The organism is Vibrio litoralis DSM 17657, assembly GCF_000426765.1.
Lineage (GTDB): Bacteria > Pseudomonadota > Gammaproteobacteria > Enterobacterales > Vibrionaceae > Vibrio > Vibrio litoralis.
Window position 1 is genome coordinate 79,554 of sequence record NZ_AUFZ01000023.1, and the last position, 21,892, is coordinate 101,445.

Genomic DNA, 21,892 nt, shown 5'->3' on the forward strand with positions numbered 1-21,892 from the left:
TATTTTAGTGTATTGCTATAAGTTTTTGATTGTAATCGCATTGGTCGGACAAACCGAAACACATGCGCCACAACCGGTACAACTATCTATGTCTATCTGCGGTTGAGCGACCGAGCCTACTGCTAACTTGAAGCGAATGGCTTGAGGATCACAACTATCACCACAACTGCGACAGTCCACATTTCTTTTGGCTAGGCAAGCGTCGCTAATATCCGCTTTCACTTGCCATGCTGGTTCGGTTTTCGGGTGAAATAATGGCTCAGGACAAACCTCAGCACACTGGTAACAAAAAGTGCATTCACCTTGATTGAAATCGACTCTTGGAAAGCCACCATCCGAAGATTTAATGATCTTTTCCGGACAAGCATTGCTACATTTGCCACACTGAGTACACACATCGGTAAAAAGGTGATTTTTGACCCAAGGTAAGTTGGGCTTATCGGCATCTTTTCGGCGAGTAAAGAGTTGTCGTCTAGATATGTTAATTTGAGAATTAGACACGCCAATTACCTTTGTAAAATACGAATAGCCTGACTTATAAAACAAACAGCGCTAAATGTTTATTTCACCACATAAAATTGTAGTTTTTATAGGTCAAGCTGAAATACCCCCAAAGGGGTAATTAGGGGTGTAAGTTGTTTTAGATCAATTTTAGTCCTGTATAAACTTCACACATTTTTAAGGATTCAAGTAAAATCAAAAAATTCCTACATTAGTTCTTCGTTACTAATTTAAAACTAACTCATCAAAAATCATCATTTATTTGATTGTTAATCATAGGATAAAGTGTGAATCGGGCTCGTCATTCTGAACATTATTTTGCTCCACAAAAGCCAATTGCTTCGACGATCGCAAAAGGGCTTATTTCCATTTTAATTTTTGTCATCGTGGCTATCATTGTGGCGACTTTTACCATTACTTATAGCTTGAAAGATGCCGAAATGATTAATGTGGCGGGTTCACTACGTATGCAAAGTTATCGCTTAGCCTACGACATAAAAACCGATTCTGATAAGTTGCAGCAGCACAGAAAAATGCTAGAGAAATCATTAAATTCACCAGTTATGAAATCGTTGGATAATCCTGTAGTTCCAAATGATATCAAGTATCAATATCTTTCGATTCAAAATCGCTGGCACGGTCTTTCGATTGATATAAATACGGGCAGAGAAGCTGATTATCTGAGTGAAGTGGAAGCTCTCGTTGAGCAACTTGATACTTTTGTTCTGAACTTACAGCGATTTTCTGAAAATAAACTTAAAGCATTTGCGTTCGCGGGAGCTGGATGTTTATTACTTATTTTTATTGTCACCATGCTGATCATGCGTTTTGTGCGCAATAAAATTGTCAAACCGTTGGAAGACTTAGTGATCGCCAGTCAATCTATCCAAGATAAAAACTTTACCATTCAACTTGATATTAATTCCGACACTGAGCTCGATGTTTTAGGGCATTGTTATCAATCAATGGCCAGAGAATTAGCATTACTTTACCGAGGTTTAGAAGCTGCGGTTGATAAAAAAACTCATGAATTACAACAAGCAAATGACGCTTTGAAGATTTTATACGATAGTTCGGAAGCTTTATCGAGCTCTCGATTAACTCTTCAAGATTTTCAATCAGTACTGGATGCTTTTGAAAAAGTGGATGGTATTCAAGCATGCCGCTTACTGATTGATGAAAAAGAAGGCGGTGGCATTGAGTTGCTCGCGGGCCAGCAACAAGACAATATTGAATGGAGAAGCTTTCCACTAGAAGAGCAAGCTATGTCATTAGGGCTGCTGGAGTGGCAGCAAACATCGGGTCAGCTCGATCATTTATTAATGGAAAACTTGGGTCGCATTATGGCGCGTGCTTTGTACTTTAGCCACAACCAAAAACAGACTGAGCAATTTATCTTGATGCAAGAGCGTGCCACTATTGCGCGAGAGTTACATGATTCATTGGCACAATCACTGTCTTATCTGAAAATCCAAATAACCTTATTAAAGCGCAACTTAAACCAAGATTTATGTGCCAAACGTTGTGAAGCTGCCACCGGTATTATCCAAGAAGTTGATGAGGTGCTTGCTCAGGCTTACACACAACTTCGAGAATTACTCAGTACCTTCCGCCTAAAAATTGAAGATGCGCATTTTGGCGAGGCTTTAAAGCAATTATTGCAGCCACTGCAAGCACAAACCAAAGCCTCTTTGAATGTAGACAATCAACTGCTTTCAATGGAATTAGATGCCCAGCAGCAGGTCCATCTTCTACAATATATACGTGAAGCGGTACTGAATGCGATTAAACACTCTCACGCCAGTCAGGTAAATGTGTATTGCTATCAAGAGAACAGCGATATTTATGTCAAAATTGAAGATGATGGGCAGGGCTTTGATGTTAATCATCCCAAACTGAATCATTATGGGTTAAGTATTATGCAAGAACGAGCCTCTAGACTCGGTGCTGAACATCATATTGACTCGATGTTAGGCAAAGGTTGCCTAGTGCGTTTAAAAATGACGCTAGGGGCGGCTTAGAATTTGTAATAATAAATGCAGCACTGGTGCATTAACCTCAAATAATAACAATATGTAGGTAACCGATGACAAACACAGTATCAAAAGTTTTATTAGTCGATGATCACCCATTAATGCGTCGTGGTATTGGCCAACTACTGAATTTAGAAAGCTGCTTTGAAGTAGTAGGGGAAGCCAGTAATGGGGTGGATGCTATCGCGCTTGCCAATGAACTCGACCCCGACATTATTTTGTTGGACTTAAATATGAAAGGCATGTCAGGTTTAGATACCTTAAAAGCGATGCGCAAAGAAAATATCGATAGTCAGATTATTATTTTAACCGTATCGGATAACCCTGCGGATATTGACGCACTAGTCAAAGCGCAAGCGGATGGTTATTTATTAAAAGATAGTGAGCCTGAAGAACTGATCGAGCTATTAAAGCAAGCACAGCAAGGTGAGCCGGTTTATAGCCACCTAGTAAAAGAACATTTAGAAACGCGTAGTGAAGGCGATAATTTGATGGATCAGCTCACTGACCGTGAAATGCAAATCTTGCAAGAAGTCGCTAAAGGTTATCGTAATAAGCAAATAGCCGATCACCTTTTTATCTCAGAATCGACAGTAAAAGTGCACATGAAAAGCCTATTGAAAAAGCTCAATGTTGCATCACGAACGGCTGCGACTGTGTTGTACCTAGATACTTATGGCCGAGACTAATAACTTCTTTGTCTTGGTATCAAGCCACAATTTTGACAATATATACATACCCAAGTGACTTCAAGATGCAGAATTCAGAGCTCTCATCCAAACCTTTAGACAAGGAAGATTGGTGAAGGAATGTGAACACCTTTTAAACCAATCTGACGCTGCATAAAGGTTTGAATGAAGCTCCCGAAGGGCAAGTTAAAACAAGCTTTATGCTGTGTTAAATTGAACAGAGATAGAATAACTATGATCATATTCAATTTGCCTTGCCTAAAGCTTGTTTTATTCTTGCTGAAACTCGCTTCTTGAAGTTACTTGGGTATTTCCCCTTTCGTTTAATGCTGGATGTTTTATGTTTACAGGTATTGTTCAAGCTGTTGCAACACTGAAAAAAGTTACCGATCACCAAGGTATTCGTAGCTTTGATATTGCTTTCCCTGAAGGCTTTTGTCACGAGATTGAAATTGGCGCTAGTGTTGCCATTGATGGAGTTTGCTTAACGGTGACTGAAATAGTAAGCGCTCACATTCTACGTTTTGATGTGATGTTAAAAAGCCTGCAAATTACTACACTCAGTGAAGTGGCAGAAAATGATACAGTGAATGCAGAACGTGCCGCGAAAGATGGTGCTGAGATCGGCGGACATCCACTTTCTGGCCATGTCGACTTTTGCGCTCAAGTCGTCAGTGTTGAGCATATTGAAGAAAACTACCGCATCCGAATTGGGGTAGAGCCTCAGTGGTTACGTTATATCTTCCCAAAAGGTTATATTGCGATTAATGGCGCGAGCTTAACTATCTCCGATGTTGATAAAAAACAAGGTTGGTTTGATGTTTGGCTAATCCCTGAAACTCGCCGAATGACGACTTTTGAATTGAAGCAAGCTGGTTCAAAGTTGAACATCGAAATTGAACGCAGTACCCAAGTGCTAGTTGATACCGTACGTGAAACCTTGGAAGAGAATCTAGGTGAATTATTCCCTGCTTTAGAGCAATTATTAGAGAAAAATAATATTCACTTAGACCAATTAGCAAAAACGAAAAACAAATAAGAATTATTTTTCTTTGGCTAACTTTGGGTTTTTATTTATTAGTAAAATACGCATGTAAATAAATTGTTTCCTATAATTGATTAGCCGATATTGTTTGTTTTTTATTATTTTCCTGTTAAATGGGAAGTAATTATAGGACTAAATAATATTATAATTTAACCTAAGCTTGACTGGAAAATACAAATAATGAGCGTATTATCTGTGCGGTTAATAATATTCCGACAAAACTTATGGTAGATAAGACTTTGGCAAGAAATGCTGTGGTATTTATTTAGTAAGTTTATTGCTCTTTATTAGGCTTAACTCTCATGTTGCAAAAAGATAAAGCACTTAGAAATCAAACGATTATTCTAAGTGTGTTTGTGTCCCTCTTTATTACTGCAGGCTTTGCTCTTCATGAGTATCGTAATTTAAAAAACCGTATTAACACTGATATTTTGCCAAGTATCGTGATGGAATTAAATTCTGTTGCCAGTCACACTCAAAGTCAGTTTGAGTTTTTGCGATTTACCGCTTTGCAACATACACCGGGGCAGAACCCTTCCCTCACGGATAAAACTCAATCTGATTTTGTGAAAGAGTGTCTAAGCCTCATTGATAATGACCTTGAAACTAAGGAATATAGCAATCGAGCTGCTCAAGCATTAAATAAAGGAACGGATACCCGTAGTGGTATATTGCTAGGTAAGGGGGATATTCAGCAATATTCAGATGAAACAATGAAGTTGTTGTGTACTGTACTAACAAGCTCAAGCGCCAACTCAGAAATGGTGCGGTTAGTTAAATCTCACCCATCCCTTCCTGCACTGTTTTATTTTGTGGCGAAAGATGCGGATTTTATGTTTTTATTTGATCGTGCTTATTCAGAGGTCTCGGCAAGTGAGTACTTTTCGCCAGAGATTAAAGAACAATATGAATCTTTTGGTAATCAATATTCGGGTTTATGGATTTCTAATCCGTATTCAGATGGGGTAACGGATAAGCAGACCATTACTTTCGTACAAAATATTAAAAACTATCGCAGTCAAACCGTAGGCTTTTTGGCAAGAGACCTTTATGTCGATGATTTATTGAATTTACTCGATAATTCGTTAGAAGAACGTAGTAGCCATATCCATATAATGCGTTATGGCCAACTTGATATCTTAGATCAGGGTAGAGTGTTACTCAGTCATACCGTTAAAGGTATGGATTTGAACAGTAGAAAGCTTTTAACATTTGAATCCGTTAATTCGGAACAGAATCAATCGGCTTTTGGTCAGCTGAACGTGAATCTATCGGTACCATTATTGGGGATGATTCATTGGGTTTTAGATGAGCAGTCTTACCTATTCTTTATGCCATTTTTTGTGTTCTTGTTTAGCTACACTATTTTGCAACAAATGCTGCGTGGTATTAGAGAAAGTGATAAGCAATATTTTGACTCACTAACTCAAGTTTATAACCGCCACGGTTTATACCAAAAAGTGTATAAGAAAATTGATAAGGCTATCGCCAATGATAAAGATGCGCATATCTTTTCAATTGATGCCAATAAGTTTAAACAAATCAATGATAAATATGGTCATGATACCGGCGATAAAGCGATCGCTTTAATTGCCAATGCGGCCAAGCACATCTGCCAACCCCATGATGATATCGTACGCTTAGGTGGTGATGAGTTTTTAATCGTGCTTTACATCGGCACAAAGCATGAGTTCGATCCTAGTCAGTTTATGACCCGCTTAAATCAAAAGCTGGCGTATGACTGTAAAGCGACTTCGATTCCAGTCTTCTCTGTGAGCGGCGGCTATATATTATTTGGTGCGCAAAGTCATCAAAGCTTACCTCAAGCGATTAAAGATGCAGATTCTATTTTGATGAGTAAAAAGTCGGTCGATAAAATTGATACGATTTGTCATGAATTCGATAGTTTTGATATTAACCTATCAGAAGACGAACAGGATATTAAGCTACAAATGGTTGATAAACTTAACTTTGTCGAAGCGGAACATTTACTGCAAAGTGAGTTAAATGAAGCGGTTCTATCCGCTTATCATGGTAAGTTGAACTACTTGATCAGCAATTATTTCAAGATGATCTACTCATGTACCCGTGATAACGATAATTTGCATAACTATCGCTTGAAAATCGCAGAGAGCCATTATAACGCTGGGATCCCAATGTCGGTGTTCTATTTCCTTTTTATTAAGTACGGTAACTTTTTATTCCGCGACGTTGAAATTAACCATGATGAGTTTGTAATCAATAACCGACTGCATTCTTATGAGCTGCACTTTATGTCTAGCTTAAAAGGCTAAATTAGTCTGATATCTCAAGTCACTGGGTATAAACGATATTGAATAATAAGAGGGTAGGCTGAGGCTTACCCTTTTTTTATACCTATGAAATTGCCTTACTTAAAATTTTTAGCTACTCCTGAACTTAACTACTTCGTTTGTTTGAGTCACTCACAATTATACTTTCGCCCAGCGAGAACCAAATAAACACAAAAAAGCCCCTCAGTAAGGGGTTTTTATTTGATTTAACTTATTGTTATAATTTGTTTTTATTTATTTTGTGACCACATTTTGACCCAGTGGTTTGTATGGTGTGCTTAATTCCACTATTGTTTTATCGTAAGTTTCTTCTTCCATCTCAATTCCAATAAACCGTCTATTAAGTTTCAAACAAGCCTTTCCGGTTGAGCCTGAACCCATAAATGCATCGAGCACAACGGCACCTTCACGGCTACTAGTTGATATGATGTGTTCGAGTAAATCAGCCGGCTTTTCACAGGGATGCTTACCCGGGTAATATTGCACCGGCGCAAACGTCCAAACGTCAGTATAGGGAACGTCACTACTTACGCTAAACGGGCGACGCAAGGTTTCATATTCTGCCTTTAGTTCGTCATAGTCTTTTAGTAAATGTGCATATTGGCGGCTTAGTGATTGGTATTCATCAGCAAGCTCAGAGTGAGGACGAGAGAGCGCATTGCTCTTTGTTGCAAATAAGGTTTGAAGCTTTTGGTATTGCTCTTCGGTTGGTAACTTCCATTGACTGTATGAAAACCAATGCGAACACATTTGTGTACCCGTGATTCCATTAATTTCTTTTGCGGATACCTGCAGCGTTTCTTTGGCATTTTTAAAGTAATCAATCAGTGGTTTGAATACCGCCTGTTTGAGTTCGGTACATTTGGTGGCGTATTGGCAACTGCCTTTTGCAAAACCTTCTGATCCATAATGACCCGCAAAAATGATTCGCTCTGTAGATGGAAAGAAAGAACGTAAACTTGGTTTATGAGTGCGTTTCCATGGCCCTGATGGTTTCGCCCATACAATATGGTTGAACACTTCAAAGCGCGAGCGTATGAGCATTTCAGTATCAGAGGCGAGCTTCGAGCCGCAGAAAAGGTATAAGTTACCTGACGGCTTTAATACGCGCCAAAACTCAACAAGCACTTCATCTAGCCACGCAAGGAAGCTTTCCACATCTGGCCACTGATTATCCCAAGCATTGTTTTTAACTTGGAAATAGGGCGGGTCGGTGAGAACAAGATCAATAGAATTGGTTGGTAAGGTTTTTAGATAAGGTAGGCAATCGGCTTGAATAAGCTGTAGTTGCCCATTGTGTAATGCGGTAGTTTTCATTCTTTGCTCCAATAAAATAGAGCCTTGAATACGAAAAAGAAACTCAGCCACGCAATGGTGGCCGAGTCGGTTTATATGCTTCCTCTCCAAAAAATGATTTGGGTCTCAGGTACTCAAGGCATAAAACAAAATGATTCTACCAATAAAAATAAATACTGTATGTTTACACAGTTCTATATGCGCTATTTAATACGAGGTGGTTGATATTAATAGCTCATGACCATGTTGCCGGTGTTCACGTTTAAATTAGTTCTATTATCACTTTTGGCTTTATCTACCGTGACCGGCTTATCTGATTTAATCGTAAGCGCGACCTCCGATTGGCTTTTTACTGTGTGGGCATTTAAAGGCTGATACGCTGATAATGCAGGGTTATTTGATAAGCCTTTATCTTGTCCCGCGGCAGCATCACGAGTAGTGCGATTGATGGTTTCATCGGTGGTAATACCAAGTTTGGCATTGGTGTCTTTTACTTGTTTCAACTTGTTATTGAGGGTATCAACCTCAGTACCTGCATTTTCAACCGATTTTTGCCAACTGTCCGGCACAAGTGCATCCGGTAACATGCTGATGAGAGACTTGATGCCTTCCCATAAAAAACCAATCGCATCGGTTACCGCTTTGATGATCACATCAAAGCCGATAAATTTATCAATTAAGTAAGTGATCGCAATAATTGCCGCACCAATAGCAGCCACCATTAATCCGATAGGGTTCATCATAATCACAGCATTTACAGCAATCATGGCGACCTTAAAAATAGCAAGCGCGGCGATAACACCTTTGATATTTTGAGTAACAAAGATGGCCACTTTCGCTATGAGCTTGAAAGCATCACAAAGCCCGATCACGGTTTTTGTGATTTTTTCGATTAGGTCGGTGCGAAATTGCTCATTTTTAAATTTGTTTGAAAATTCAGTAAAGAGTTTGGTGACTTTTTCCATGACCGGCGCGAGTGCGGCAAATTTTATCGAGCGAATGCTTTCTTGTACCTTTTGCATTGCATCGTTATAGGCCTCCGCTTTTTGTGCGTCGTCCGTTTTCACGCCTCCGCCAGTTTCGTTGAATTCCTTTCTTGCGGCGGTGAGTCCTTCCGTTCCTTGGCGCAGCATAATAAGCATTTTTCGGCCATCATTGCCAAATGCAGCATCAGCAAAGGCCATTTGTTCTTGGTTCGTTTTAAGTTTGGAGAATGCCGCTAGTACCTTATCGTAGGCTTCTTGAGTATTTTGGGCGTGTTTAAGCTCGGCAAATAGTGGATTTTTAGATTTCTTTAAATAGGCACCGAGTGCGCCAGAGCCTGTTGATTGCAATGAGCCAAGTCGCTTCGTAAAGCGCGTCATTGAGCCTGTCATTTTATCGGCGCTAACACCGGCATGTTCGGCTTGAGATTGCATCGCTTGCAGCTCTTCGACCGGCATATTGAGGTTTTGAGCCGATTTCGAGAGATGATCCATTTCACCTGCAGCGCTATTGATTTGCTGAAAGAGACCGGCAAAGCTAAGACCACCCAATAACGCGGCACCTTTACCCATCGCAGCTCCTTTGATATTGGGGAGCCGAATAGACTTACTGATTTTTTGAACCGGTGCCATTGCCGCTCTCAGAGTTTTATAGCGACGGCTCACTTTATCTAAGCTTTTAGAGTGGGCTTCCTGTTCTTTCGATAACCGGGCAAATTCATGATCAAGCTTGTTGACGTTCACGCCAGCTTTTTTCATCTGGTTGCTCGTTTGTTTCAGGCTGCTATCGTATTTCTGGTTTTTAGCCGTAAGTAGTGAGACTTTCTCTTCTTGTTTTGCGAGCTTATTGGTTAAGGCGGCGCTCGGGGTTTCTGTTGCGGCCATTTGGGTTTTTAATTTGGCAAGCTTCTCATTGGCTTCATTGGTTTCAAGCGCGTTTTTGTCGAGCTCTTTTTGTATCTTCTGATAAGAGGCGATCATAGTGAGGGCACTGGAATCATCCGCCTGTGCTTTTTGAATCGCCTTTATCTTTTTTGCATAATAATCAGAGTCACTGGCCATGCTTTGGAGTGGTTCGCTGACTTTATCAACCACGCCCATCACTACCGATAAATTCATTTTCATAGTTCATCTTCTCTTTAGATAAAAAGCCTTGATATAAAAAAGAGCGCTAAGTGCGCTCTGGTGGTTGATGACGGATACGCGCTTCTTCCCGAAACAGCATCAAATCATCTAGGCTGAGTAAATCCATTTCACTAGGCGGCCAATGAAACACTAATGCGATATCAGCATAGAAATATTCAACACGCTCAATCAGTGTTTCGTATCCACGAAAAAACCAGCGATTTCCGTTTGCAGTGGTGCCCAGTTTGCAGGATCCATATTGAGTAAATCCCGCTCGTTGAGCGATGAAATTCGCGGCAACAACGTGCTGTGAGCATCAAAGTCCATTTGGCATACATCGACAAGATTTAAGCCACGTAAATCACCGGCGCAGGGCTTGCGTATTTCAATGGTGGTGAGTTCTTTTCCGTCCTTTTCAATGGGGACCGCTAATTCAATAGGGATAAATACTTTATTCATAACCAAGAGCCTCTTTGAGTTCGTTTACTTTTGTTTTTCGGCCGCCTTTGTTGGGGTCAATCATCATGACTCTTTCAAAGAGTGCCAGTGCTTCAGCTTGTTTTCCTTCGCTTTCAAACCAATCTCCGACCAGGCGAAACATTTTCACTTTTAATGGCGCATTGGTAGCAATGGCGCCGCTTAATAAATCCTGTACCGCATCCATTAAATATTGACGGTTGAAAGGCGTCTTGGCTTTGTGTGCTTTGTGCGAATATTGAAAAACAATATCGCAGTAGGCGGTTTCACCGTTGGACTTCCAACCGCGAGGCGTATCAAGGCCACGAAGAATTAAGGCTTTAAAAGAATCATGAAACTCTTCGAATTGGCCACAATCAATTTGCCATTGATACCACCACCAAATAACATCCAGCCCTTCTAAGTTTTCATGGGTTTGAAGTAGCGCCATTACGTGAGGTTTATATTTTTTAATAAGCTCAAGTTTAAAAGGGATTTTATCTTCTGAGCCGGCTAGCGTTCTCGCGTACTCCAAGTCCATTTTTAACTTATGCTGCATCTCACTCCATGAGTTATCCGCTACCTGATTGTGTGCTTTATCAATGGCGTCACTAAGTGAGTCTTCGGCATATCCCGCCGCTTCAATAATGTCATTAAGTGTCTCGGTAGCTTCTTGTGCATTATGAGTGGCATCTTGCGCCTCAATGGTCGCTTGTTCGGCTAACTCAATTGCTGCTTGGATTTCATCTAGGTTGCTTTCATCCACTTGCTTAAGGTTCGTTTCCGCTTCCTTTTTGGCTTTATCCGCTTGTTGTTGAATGACTAAGGCTTTAGCGACTTTCTCTTTGGCCTGAGCAATAGTTTGCTTTACCGCGTGATGGGCTTTTTGTTCGGCCTGAATTTTTCGTTTTCGCAATAGTGTGAGCATGGTTGTCGCCTTACTGTGGTATTAATTCCGTGCCAAGAAACATCACTTCAAGCTGTCCATCTTTGACGGTGAGCTCTAGTGGTTCGCTTACCCAAGCGCCCATTAATGTATAGCTTTTTCCACTGTTGGTATTGAGCGTGACATTCTCACCGGTGAAGTTACGAATGGCGGTTTCATCGGTGGTGCTTGCGTGTACGATGGTGGCTTTAATACTTGGCGCGCCATCGAATGTTTCGCTAAACCCTAAGACCCCAGCATCGCCCATCACAGCATCGCGTTTGACGCCGCCAAAGTTGACGGTTGCACCTTCTTTGGTTGGCAGGCGACCTAGGGAGCCTGCATCTAAAAAACCACGGCTGGTAATAGTGGTACTCATAACAAACTCTCTTATTTTCTAAATTGAATTTTACCCGCAACGATAATTAAACCGTTCACGAACTGAGGGCTATCAAGGTAGTTAATGCGCGTCTTGTCGGTTGCATCAAGTTCAACCGTGAGCGATTTCTTATACCCTTCAAAATCTTGCACAATGCCGTCGAGCTCTAATTGTTTGTAAAGCGATAGCAAGTCACCAGCAATGATACTTGGCGTCACAATCGCTTGACCGGTCGCAAAACTGGTACCATCTTTCGCTAATTTGTGGCGGCCATATTTACTTAAAATTAATGAGCGCTGTTTTTCACGAAAATACATCGCGGTGGCTGGCGTCATGACATCGAGATAGCTGTCATCGGCCACGCCGGCAGCATTTTCAGTGTAAGCGGTGACAGGGCGTTCAACTTGAACTTCGCCGGTACTGGTGACGGTGTAGGTCCCAATGCCTTCATGAAGTAATAGGTTTCGTTCCGTCCAATTGAATTCACGATCAGCAATGGAGTACACCCCATTCATTTTTAAGGTTTGGAGGGGGCGACATGGGTCGGTTGCCAATGATGGGGCAATTTGACCTGCCCAAGCCGCGACCGCTTCGGCTTCACTAATGGCTTTATTGCTGGAATCACCGAGTGCATTAATTGGCATAAAGCTGATTAATGGACAGTTGCACGTTGAGCCAAAAGTGATGAGTTCCGCATGAGTGCCTTTTTTGGGTAAATAGGCAATGCCGGGGATCATTTCTAAGGCTTTGTAGCGCTCTTCTAAAAACTCGCTTAAATCACGAATACTGATTTCGTCATTCAGGGCGCATACAATGTGGTGGTATTGAGTGTCGCCCAATGAGGCCAGTGCGCTCATCAAATCAGCATCGGCCACACTGATAGCGTAAATCGGCAGCGTTTCATCTTGCTTGGTGAAGTAGGTCACCATTTTGGTGATGTCCGAATCCCCAAATTGCTCTAATGCTGAATCTTTATTAAGACACAATACGGCCTTATTGGGTGGCACGCTGGCACCTTCAATGGCGTTGCCGATAATTAAAACTAACTGCTGAGCTTCTGCACTATTGGCGAGACTATTATCAATTTCAATATAAACACCGGGTACGCGTGCATTGCTTGGGACTTCCGAAAAGCTGATACTCATACGTTATCCTTTTTTGTTTCGGCTTTTACTTTTGTTGCCGTCGCCGTTGGTTGCTTGGTGATAAGCTCACATGAGCCATCTTGAATTCTACGTAGCCAGTAGGTATTACGCGGTTTGGTTTCGCCTACTTTGTTGAGGGGAGACCGCGTTATCGGATCTCGTACGAGTAGTCCTTGTTTGGGTTTAATTAATATTTCACGCATGCTTTCTCTCCCATGCTGTCAGTGATTGTTATTGGCGCTATTTTTTTGCGCCATTGACAAAGTTTTCCGCAATCATGGCGAGTAACTCCCGCTCAATTTTTGGCGTCCAACCAATGAAGGTGCGCTTGGTCATTTTGTAATTGCCTTTCACGCCAGTGCCGCCTTCCCAACGATGGGTTTTTGAGTTGTAAAACCCATTCACGCGAGTGGTAAATGAAATCCCTAACCCTTCGTTATGCTCTCTTGCCATGTTGCCGGCAACACCTGAAATACCCACTTCAAAGCTTTGTTTGTCCACGCGAGTGGTCAGCGCGCGGCTAAAACCGGTTAGCATGTTTTTATTGTCTTTGGCTCGCTTGGTTTTACTGTCTAATGTGATTTTTCGTTTTTTGCGAGATTGATAAGGTTTGTCGTCCACATCTCGCTGCTTGCGAATTTGCTCACGAAAATATTGTCGTGTTCGGTTGGCCAGCTTGCGATTTAAGTCAAACCTTTCATCATCGGTTAAAGCGAGCGCATTCAATGCCCGAGTGAGTTGGTCGGGATTAGTCAGTTTCATGCGGATATATCCGGTTTAACTAGGCTGAGATATTGAAATGGAGGCGCAGTTTGCTCGGTTGGCGCTTGGGTAAAGTGGCTGACACACTCAAAGCGAGTGTCGTCTTGTCGCCAATTTCCTTGGTCGTTTTCTTCCAGCCCATAACTTTCTTGAATGTCGATAGTGAGCTTAATGTCGCATAGCCCTTTATCGAGTAATTGAACGGCGAAGGCTGGCGGTGGCAGTCCTTTTTCCGCTCGGTCAACATCGTATTGATTGAGCCAGTTCACGAGGTGCATCATCAGGATATGAGGCTGAACATCAACGGCGCTCATTGATATGATCACGGTGTAGGCAATATCAAACCCATCAACACTAAGACCTTGAGTACATTTCAATTCGCCATCTTCAGCCCACACTTCTAAGTTGCCGGCGTCGGTGACTTGGTTGGTGAAAAGGGTGGTTAAACTTTGCAGCGCTTTCATGTTTTCTCCTTACACCACTTCAAAACAATAGGTCTCGACACCATTGCCAAGTAAGTCCATCGCGCGTCGGTATTGCACTAGGCAGTTTTCCGCTTTTTGTTGCAACGCCTCTTGCCTGTCACTGGCTTCACTGGTGGCGTTCGTGCTGAGTTGATTGCCGACAATAAAGTTTGCCGCCAATGAAAACACCGCTTGTTTGTAAAGCGTGGTGCCAGTTTGCGTTTCTCCAAATTGCTGCTGTGAAAATTCATCTAAGGTGACATTAGCGGGAAACACATCGAGCAATTCACGGTTTACCGTCACTCTGGCGATTGTGGTTTGGTGCAAAATGCCAGCCTCTGTTTCATTGCTTAAAAAATGGAACAGAGACTGAAACTCTGAGACCTTAAGTTCAGGGTATTGAGTGGTCGCTGGCAGTGTTGAGTCGTAAATTTCATCTTTGTTGCCGACAAATTCCATGCTCACAATATTGATTCCCAATAAAAAAGTGTGGGGAGTAGGCTAAACACTTGTGCATCAATTCGCGGTTAATCACCGGCTTTGATAAACAATTGATAGCCTACTGAGGGGTTGTTCTTATTTAACTAATGAACAAACGTTTGGGTTATACCCATTCACCGTTAATCCATAATTTGACGTTATCAAATTCAAGGGCTGCCGCTTTTTCAAGATGCTCGACCACATACGCCATGTTCATTGATTCAAAGTTTTCAATCTGATCAAGTTTGTCATTCTTAGTCGCAACAGAGCGGCGGACCGAACCTTCTTGAATATAAATCGATAGATTGCTGTAGCTTGTGACTAAGATGCCGGTTGCTGGAAAACCGGGTACCGAAACCGCCGGTAGGCCGCCATAAGTGCCGATCACTTGCATATCTTCAATACGCGCTTTTTCACTTGGTTTATTGCCATTGGCAGCGTAAAACTTCGCTTTGTCATACGACAATAAATCCGTACCAATAATGGAGATTAAATCTGCTGAATTGATGCAAGCATCACCGAGTAGACCTTTCACATTCATTACGGCTAAATCTAGGTTGATGAAGTCACCTAGACCCGCACCAACTAAGGTATCGGTGCCTGTACCATCATCGACCAGTGGTTCACCTTCACCGATACGGATTTCACCTGGTGTTGCACCTTCTTTAAGCATGCCGTCAGGGTTGTGCTCACGTATTGCTTGGAACCAACCTTTGTTGACATCTTCACCGTTTGGATTTGCTTCGGCGTCGGTGTTGGCCTCGCATGATTTACCATAAAAACCAATGGTGATTTTGTTAGCGTCAATCTGCTCACGGGTTTGGTTTGAGATGATTTGATTAAAGTTTTTTAGATGCGCAAAGGCATCTAATTGAGCGTAACGAATATGGGAATCAAAGTTAGTCTGTTCACACATATAAGGCATCGGCTTCATATTGTAGACAGCCTTGGTTTTGCGCTCTTTGCCTGAGCTTGTATCTGTGCGGCTTGCAATCATGCCAGTGACGCCAAGCCCCAACGCTTCACCTTTTTGATTTTTTACGCTTAGGATATTAATTTTCTTTAAAAACTCATTACTTTCACGAATTTGAGCAATGATTTTTTGAGTGGCAGCCGGTGTGACATTAAATCGCTCTGTCGCATCGTCTACACCGTTTTGTTTTGCGACCGTTGCGGTATACAGAGCAACGGCTTTTTTAGTGGTTTCTAACATAGAAATACCTTAACAATTGAAAATGAATTGAGGGAATAAAGCGCCTTTTATCGCTTTGTTATAGATAACCGCCTTCGTTACCACCGCCGGCAAGTTCACGTTCTTGTTCATCCGTCACCTTGCTTAGCTTTTCGGTGAGTGTATCGAACTTGGCTGCAAGGTCGTCCACTTTGGCGCTTAGCTTGGTGGTATCGCCTTGTTCGGCTTCGGGCTCTGCGGCTGGCGGCGTTTCTGGCTCTTGGGGTGTTAATCCAGCGACCGCTGCAGTTAATAGTGTTACGGCAGAAGTTAATGCGACCGTTTGCTCTGCTTGCTTTTCAAATAACGCTTTTGTTTCTTTATCCATTTCAACGTCCTCGACATCATCTTGAGTTGCGGCATCTTGTTTGATGCCCAGTAATTCTTTTAACCGGCTTAAAAACTTCCGATCATCGTGTTCTAGGTTCGGCTCGTCTGCTGCCATCCAGTTATCTAAGCTCAATGTTGCACCTGAGCTAAGGAAATCACGGCTTTTACTTATTTTCGTACTGGCTGATAAGTGCATTTCGGTGGTGCCAATAGAGGCAGGTTCGTCGGTTAACGCAAGACCAGTTAAATAGGAACGACCGGTTTTTAGATAATCGTGTTCAATTTCACAAGATGTATGCAGTAATTGCCCTTGTTCAATAGTTTTGAGTAATAAAGAGTTGGGCTTGAGAACGGCAAATAGTTGATCGTCACGTTTTTCGATTGATAAAACTGAACCGTATTTCGGACCCCATTGAAAATGCTCAGGGTTGATACGAGCATTGTATTTTTTAGGGTCGTAAAGCTCGGCCATATCATCAATGACTTTTTGCTCAATGAAGCGACCGTCAATGGTTGGTCCTGCTGTTAATATGCAAATGGGTTCGGATTGAAACATACTTTTGCCTCTTGTGATTTCTGAGTTTAATTTAGCGAAAAGCACCGACCTTTTATATTCATCTTGATCCTAAAAACGTTATCGAGAAGTTGGATAAGCTGAGGAAAAATAAAGCTTATTGCACACTGCTAACATGAACGATAAATGCCAATCCATTGACGAACCGCTTTACACCAGTGCGCAAACTTACGCGCTGGGGTATTACTTGCGTCAGTACAAACCTGCAGAAATTGCGGAAAACTTAAACGTGGCCACACGAACCATTCAGCAATGGATTGCTAAGTTTGGTTGGAAAGCCATGCGTGATGACGCACCGGTTGAATTGATGATGAGGCAACGTATTGCCTATTTGATGTGGGTTGAGAAAAAGCACGAATCGCAACTTAAAGAATTAGAGTTATTACTTGAGCAAAAACGCAAACGGGACCAGGCATTAAAACCCAAAGAAACGTCGAGTCCTGGTACTCAATCCGGCCAGCAAAAACGAGGGCGACCATCCAATAAAACCAAGAATGATATTTCAGGTATCACGGCTGAAATGCTGGCCGATTTTCGAGAGAAAACCTTTTTTCAATATCAAAAAGATATTCATGGACATAAGCTCAATAATGACATTAATGAATTCCGCTTCTATCTAAAATCTCGCCAAATTGGACTGACTTACTACTTCGCATTTGAAGCTTTTGAAGATGCCATTCTTAACGGCGACAACCAAATATTCTTATCGGCCTCACGCAAGCAAAGTGAAATATTTAAAAACTACATTCGCCGCTTTGCGCTTGAAATTGGTGATGTGGAATTAAAGGGCAAGGACGAGCTGTGGCTTTCAAACGGTGCCTGTTTAAATTTCTTATCGACCAATGCGCGAACCAGCCAAGGCTTCAATGGCCACTTGTATTTTGATGAAGTCTTTTGGATACCAAAATTTAAAGAGTTAGATGATTTTGCCGGCGGCATGTCTATTCAGTCTCAATACCGCACGACGTATCTTTCTACGCCATCGAGCACCGCACATGAAGCTTATTCAAAGTGGGCGGGCAAGAAAGAGCACAACATCGATGTGAGTCATAAAGGTTTAAAAAATGGCTCAATGGGTGTGGATGGCATTTTCCGTCAGGTGATCACCGTTGATGATGCCATTGCCGGTGGGGCGAACTTCTTTAACCTAGATAAGCTTCATCGCAAATACCCTGATAAATCGGTGTTTGATAACTTGCTGCGTTGTGTGTTCCTCGATGATGCGAGCTCATTTTTCAGTATCAAAGCGCTGTTGATGTGTAAAACCGATACGTCGCTATGGGAAGATGTGGCATTAGATAGTTTGCATCCAGTGGGGCGGCGTGATGTGTTGGTGGGTTACGATCCCCGTGGTGGCGGGCAAGGTGAAGGCTCGGATGATGCCGGCTTAATCGTCGCCTTAAAACCGGAAAAGAAAGGCGGCGTATTCCGATTGCTTGAGCGTATTCGCTTAAAAGGCGCGAGTTATGAAGCGCAAGCCACGGCGATTGAAGCGATCACCAAGAAATACAACGTTGTGCATCTTGAAATGGATGTGGGCGGTGTTGGTTCTGCGGTGGCGGAATTGGTTCGTAAATTCTACCCAGCACTGATTGAAGTGGATTACTCGCCAGAAATGAAACGCATGATGGCATATAAGGCGCGAGAAATTATCAATGCTGGGCGTCTTCAGTTTGATGATGAATGGGACGACCTTGTGCACTCATTTTTGATGATAAGACAGCACACCACTAAAGCCAGTAACCAAATAACCTTTATTTCTAATCGTAGCAAAGTGGGCTCTCATGCGGATTTAGCGTGGGCAGCGATGCACGTTTTACATTGGGAGCCGATTGATATTTTACGCGATGACTCTACAACAGTTTCATTCCTATAGCGCGTTAACCTTACCATTTTATAAGAGGCACATTGTGATCACATTTGATTCCCCTGAAAGCGTCATGAGCACCGATATTTTAAGTTACATGGAAGTGGCTTTGGTTGATGGATTATACGAGCCGCCCATCGCACTCGATACATTGGCGAAAGCGGTGCGCGCCAACCCAATGCATGGGTCGGCGCTATATGTAAAAAGTAATATGGCATCGAGTTCGGCGGAACTGTCGCCTTTAATTAAGCGCCGTGAGTTTAAACGTTTTATGGGCGACTTTTTAACTTTTGGTAATGGCTACCTTTCGATTGTGCGCAACCGGCTTGGCGATGTGGTGGAAATTAAGCATTTGCCGGCGCTGTATATGCGTCGCAAACAAAACATTAACGAATATGTGTATAAACCTCGCGAATACAGCGATGAAGGGCGAGTGGATTATCGCGCTGGCCAAGTATTCCACTTAGGTGAATACGATGTATGCCAAGAAATCTACGGCCTGCCGCAATATATCGGGGCGCTGAGTTCAATTTGGCTCAATGAAGATGCGACCTTGTTTCGCCGTAAGTATTACTTAAACGGCTCTCATGCTGGTTACTTGCTGTATATGAACGATCCCAATTTAACTGGCGAACAAGAAAAGGATATTAAGGAAAAGTTATCGAAGAAAATCGCCTTTAAAAATCTGTTTATTAACGGCAAGGGCAAAGATGGAAAGCCGCCAACCTTAACCCCCATCGGGCAGGTAGAAGCAAAAGACGAATTTAAAAACATCAAGAGTAAAACCACTGAAGATGTGCTCGCCAGTCACCGCATCCCACTCGATTTAATGAGCATCGTACGCGAAGGTTTCGCTTCCAGTTCTGACCTTAACAAAGTTGATCGCGTGTTCTACAAAAATGAACTGGTACCGCTACTTGAGCAAGTATGCGAACTGAATGAGTTTGTGGGGCTTGAGGTTGTGAAGATTAAAGAATATGCGAGTTTGGAATCAGAAGTTTAGTTTTTTAAGTACTTTTCCGATTATTTTCGTTAAATTAAAGTAGTTAAGGCTTTTTTAAATCTCAAGAAGTAATAGCATAATCCTAGGTCTTAGTTTTATCATAGATAATATTAAGGCCTAGGATCTGCAGTTCTAATGATTGTTTTTAATGTTTTGTAGGTATTCAACAAGAGTATGTATCTGTGTGGATGGATTATCACACTCATTTTTTTCTGCTGAATTTTGCGCATTCGTAGCATTTATTTTTGCAGTTTCTAATTTATCTAATAATTTTATAAAAATTCCTTTTTCACCTTTTTCATAACTTCCCATTCCTGGTTTATTTTTTAAGTCTCTAATTACTTGAGTACCAACACTGTTACCTGTTTGAGATACATAAGCACGTGTTGTGTATTCAAAATGTAACAGTAGCCAGTATTCAAAACATGGTATAGATTGGACACTTTTAAATACATCACCTTTTTGAGCTTTTATTTTATCTAGTGCTTCAAAATAACAAGTATGATTATCTTTATCTATAACACAAAAGACTTTATCAAAAGGAGAACCTAACTTCTCTTCTTTTTTTGCTAAGGCTTTTGCATGATTGACAACACAAATGGGACTTGACCCACAGTCGCCATCTATAATGATATTTAATGATGATATCTCATATAGATTTTTTATTTCATTAAAATAATTAGGTTCGGTTTTTGATCCTTCGGAAACAATAAGAATTTTATCATAAGGATCTTTTTTATTTGAAGTTCGTTTCGAACCTTTCGGTTGTCTAGCCATTATTTATCATCCATGAAAATCTTTTTAATGAATGGAAGAGCACCATATTTTCCAGATAAATAGTTGCGTTCAATATTTTCAATGCCTTTTCTAACATGGAAATCGCTCAATGAATATATTGATGTGGATTGTTCTTTATTTTTTTCACAGAACCAAATTTGATCTCGCCTAAATACTTCTTGGCTCAAAATTGATGTTTCATGTGTAGTAAAAATCAATTGAGCATTGTTTTTATTTTTAATTGGATCATTAAACAGTGAAACCAAAAACTTCACCATTGATGGGTGGAGGCTATTGTGTAATTCATCTATAAATACAACCAAACCTTCTTCGAGACTTTCAACTAATGGAGCAGCAAGAGAAAATATTCTTTGAGTTCCATCAGATTCATCATTTAGATCTAAATAATGAATACCACCATTTAGTGACTTATGCCCAGTTTTTACTGTTAGTGTTTTTGTATCTTTTAGTTTTTCGGCTACTGCTTTTTTTAATTCAGTAGGAAGGCCATCGGGTAATTCGGATAAGTTGAACTCTTTAGCTTCAACTTGGATATCATCTATACCGAGATCGCCAGCTTTGAGGAAGTCCAATACATCTTTGATATCTTTATTTTCGTGTATTTTCTTTGCTGTATAAGTAGGGTCTATACCATCAAAACCAACGGCATTTAACTTTTGTGTAAACCATGTATAGATTGGTTCCAGTTGCTTACTATTTAGCTGTATAGCTGTAGATAGAAATAAGGCGTTATCTCTAGTTGCCTCTTTCCATACAGATTTAGTGCCAGTTAAGTAGCTATCTTTAGACCAAATGTATGCGTGGCTTTCTTCATTATATTCACGATTAAACCATGTTTGAGCTCTACCATTTGGATAAGCAAATAACCACTCTTCAATAATCCTTTGTTTGGTCGCACTAAAGCCATACTGGTATCGTGTGCCATCAATTATAAAATCAATGTCAAATTCAGTAGGTTGGCTGATTGAATCAGATGCAAACATAAAAGGTTCCACATCAAGAGTATCTTCTGACTGGAGCTTACTTGCAGAAGAACTTACTAACCATTTCATCTCGGCTAATGCTTTGATTATATTTGATTTTCCAGCAGCATTTGCACCATATATAACAGCGCTTCTTACTAACCCCATGTTTGCCGCACCTTTAGCATCTACATCAAAGGTGTTTGTTTTTGATAGTTCGTTACCTGAACCTTTGATGAGCTGAAGGGTGATTTCATCTTTTATTGAACGGAAATTCTTTACTGAAAACTGTATTAGCATCTTCTTTAAGCTCTTTTTTTGACTTATTTTGTTAAATTTAACTTCTTTAGCCTGAAAATGAAAGGTATGAATGATAATTTCTGTTTAATGTGAAAATGGAGGGGGGGCAGTTGGTAGAGTTATATGAATGATTTGATTTAAGTAAAGTCGCTCGCGTATTTTAAAAAAATGAATTAGTACGACTACCAGAACAATGCGTGAACTAAATGATTTTGCAGAATGGAAGTAATGA

Annotated in this window: 22 protein-coding genes; 6 read left to right on the forward strand and 16 right to left on the reverse strand. The window is 41.2% G+C overall.

All coding sequences use genetic code 11. The annotated features are described in order from the left end of the window. Positions 1–15: 15 nt before the first annotated feature. Positions 16–501 carry a ferredoxin-type protein NapF gene (gene napF / locus K358_RS0109975; protein WP_027696685.1) on the reverse strand — a complete coding sequence of 162 codons (486 nt, stop codon included), beginning with the start codon at positions 499–501 and terminating at the stop codon, positions 16–18. 287 nt (positions 502–788) lie between these two features. Here napF and narQ point away from each other — a divergent pair, with 287 nt between their 5' ends. The 4 genes from narQ to K358_RS0109995 all read left to right on the forward strand — a co-directional run bounded on the left by narQ (position 789) and on the right by K358_RS0109995 (position 6,562). Then, positions 789–2,522, forward strand: coding sequence for a nitrate/nitrite two-component system sensor histidine kinase NarQ (gene narQ, locus K358_RS0109980; RefSeq protein ID WP_051241271.1), 1,734 nt, complete (start codon positions 789–791; stop codon positions 2,520–2,522). 65 nt (positions 2,523–2,587) lie between these two features. Next, positions 2,588–3,223 (forward strand): response regulator, encoded by a 636-nt coding sequence (locus K358_RS0109985; protein WP_027696687.1) that lies wholly within the window; start codon positions 2,588–2,590, stop codon positions 3,221–3,223. Between the two features lie 340 nt (positions 3,224–3,563). Next, the gene (locus tag K358_RS0109990; RefSeq protein WP_027696688.1) at positions 3,564–4,262 is read left to right on the forward strand and encodes a riboflavin synthase; all 699 of its coding nucleotides are present in this window, start codon (positions 3,564–3,566) and stop codon (positions 4,260–4,262) included. A 308-nt stretch (positions 4,263–4,570) separates the two neighbouring features. Next, complete coding sequence (locus K358_RS0109995) at positions 4,571–6,562, forward strand: GGDEF domain-containing protein (protein ID WP_027696689.1); 1,992 nt, start codon at positions 4,571–4,573, stop codon at positions 6,560–6,562. A gap of 252 nt (positions 6,563–6,814) precedes the next feature. On the opposite strand, the gene K358_RS18340 is transcribed toward K358_RS0109995, so the two are convergent. The 13 genes from K358_RS18340 to K358_RS0110055 all read right to left on the reverse strand — a co-directional run bounded on the left by K358_RS18340 (position 6,815) and on the right by K358_RS0110055 (position 16,712). Beyond that, a complete protein-coding gene (locus K358_RS18340; protein ID WP_051241272.1) occupies positions 6,815–7,897 on the reverse strand; it encodes a DNA-methyltransferase in 1,083 nt (360 codons plus the stop codon). Positions 7,898–8,103: 206 nt separating this feature from the next. Further along, complete coding sequence (locus K358_RS0110005; RefSeq protein ID WP_027696690.1) at positions 8,104–9,984, reverse strand: phage tail tape measure protein; 1,881 nt, start codon at positions 9,982–9,984, stop codon at positions 8,104–8,106. Between the two features lie 46 nt (positions 9,985–10,030). Further along, on the reverse strand, positions 10,031–10,270 hold the full coding sequence (locus K358_RS19580; protein ID WP_425315036.1) for a GpE family phage tail protein: 240 nt from the start codon (positions 10,268–10,270) through the stop codon (positions 10,031–10,033). Beyond that, complete coding sequence (locus K358_RS0110010; RefSeq protein WP_027696691.1) at positions 10,174–10,443, reverse strand: phage tail assembly protein; 270 nt, start codon at positions 10,441–10,443, stop codon at positions 10,174–10,176. The genes K358_RS19580 and K358_RS0110010 overlap by 97 nt, the downstream gene beginning before the upstream one ends. After that, the gene (gene gpM, locus K358_RS0110015) at positions 10,436–11,368 is read right to left on the reverse strand and encodes a phage terminase small subunit (protein ID WP_083962803.1); all 933 of its coding nucleotides are present in this window, start codon (positions 11,366–11,368) and stop codon (positions 10,436–10,438) included. Before gpM ends, K358_RS0110010 begins: the two co-directional genes overlap by 8 nt. A 10-nt stretch (positions 11,369–11,378) precedes the next feature. Next, entirely contained in the window at positions 11,379–11,744 is a 366-nt protein-coding gene (locus tag K358_RS0110020; protein WP_027696693.1) for a phage tail tube protein, read from the reverse strand. Between the two features lie 11 nt (positions 11,745–11,755). After that, positions 11,756–12,889 carry a phage tail sheath subtilisin-like domain-containing protein gene (locus K358_RS0110025; protein ID WP_027696694.1) on the reverse strand — a complete coding sequence of 378 codons (1,134 nt, stop codon included), beginning with the start codon at positions 12,887–12,889 and terminating at the stop codon, positions 11,756–11,758. Next, complete coding sequence (locus tag K358_RS0110030; protein ID WP_027696695.1) at positions 12,886–13,092, reverse strand: DUF2635 domain-containing protein; 207 nt, start codon at positions 13,090–13,092, stop codon at positions 12,886–12,888. The genes K358_RS0110025 and K358_RS0110030 overlap by 4 nt, the downstream gene beginning before the upstream one ends. A 37-nt stretch (positions 13,093–13,129) precedes the next feature. Further along, the gene (locus K358_RS0110035; protein ID WP_027696696.1) at positions 13,130–13,651 is read right to left on the reverse strand and encodes a phage virion morphogenesis family protein; all 522 of its coding nucleotides are present in this window, start codon (positions 13,649–13,651) and stop codon (positions 13,130–13,132) included. Then, positions 13,648–14,115 (reverse strand): phage tail protein, encoded by a 468-nt coding sequence (locus tag K358_RS0110040; protein WP_027696697.1) that lies wholly within the window; start codon positions 14,113–14,115, stop codon positions 13,648–13,650. Before K358_RS0110040 ends, K358_RS0110035 begins: the two co-directional genes overlap by 4 nt. Positions 14,116–14,124: 9 nt before the next feature. Beyond that, complete coding sequence (locus tag K358_RS0110045; protein ID WP_027696698.1) at positions 14,125–14,574, reverse strand: head completion/stabilization protein; 450 nt, start codon at positions 14,572–14,574, stop codon at positions 14,125–14,127. A 145-nt stretch (positions 14,575–14,719) separates the two neighbouring features. After that, positions 14,720–15,808, reverse strand: coding sequence for a phage major capsid protein, P2 family (locus K358_RS0110050; RefSeq protein WP_027696699.1), 1,089 nt, complete (start codon positions 15,806–15,808; stop codon positions 14,720–14,722). Between the two features lie 58 nt (positions 15,809–15,866). After that, positions 15,867–16,712: a GPO family capsid scaffolding protein gene (locus K358_RS0110055; RefSeq protein WP_027696700.1), complete on the reverse strand. Its 846-nt coding sequence runs from the start codon at positions 16,710–16,712 to the stop codon at positions 15,867–15,869. 133 nt (positions 16,713–16,845) lie between these two features. Here K358_RS0110055 and K358_RS0110060 point away from each other — a divergent pair, with 133 nt between their 5' ends. Further along, the gene (locus K358_RS0110060; protein ID WP_027696701.1) at positions 16,846–18,606 is read left to right on the forward strand and encodes a terminase large subunit domain-containing protein; all 1,761 of its coding nucleotides are present in this window, start codon (positions 16,846–16,848) and stop codon (positions 18,604–18,606) included. A 64-nt stretch (positions 18,607–18,670) separates the two neighbouring features. Continuing rightward, positions 18,671–19,600: a phage portal protein gene (locus K358_RS0110065; protein ID WP_051241277.1), complete on the forward strand. Its 930-nt coding sequence runs from the start codon at positions 18,671–18,673 to the stop codon at positions 19,598–19,600. Positions 19,601–19,732: 132 nt separating this feature from the next. Here K358_RS0110065 and K358_RS0110070 read toward each other — a convergent pair whose 3' ends face one another. Together K358_RS0110070 and K358_RS0110075 are read right to left on the reverse strand one after the other, a co-directional pair. Further along, positions 19,733–20,377, reverse strand: a complete 645-nt coding sequence (locus tag K358_RS0110070) for an RloB family protein (protein ID WP_038150065.1) — start codon at positions 20,375–20,377, stop codon at positions 19,733–19,735. Continuing rightward, the gene (locus tag K358_RS0110075) at positions 20,377–21,660 is read right to left on the reverse strand and encodes an AAA family ATPase (RefSeq protein WP_027696704.1); all 1,284 of its coding nucleotides are present in this window, start codon (positions 21,658–21,660) and stop codon (positions 20,377–20,379) included. The genes K358_RS0110070 and K358_RS0110075 overlap by 1 nt, the downstream gene beginning before the upstream one ends. Positions 21,661–21,892: the final 232 nt, after the last annotated feature.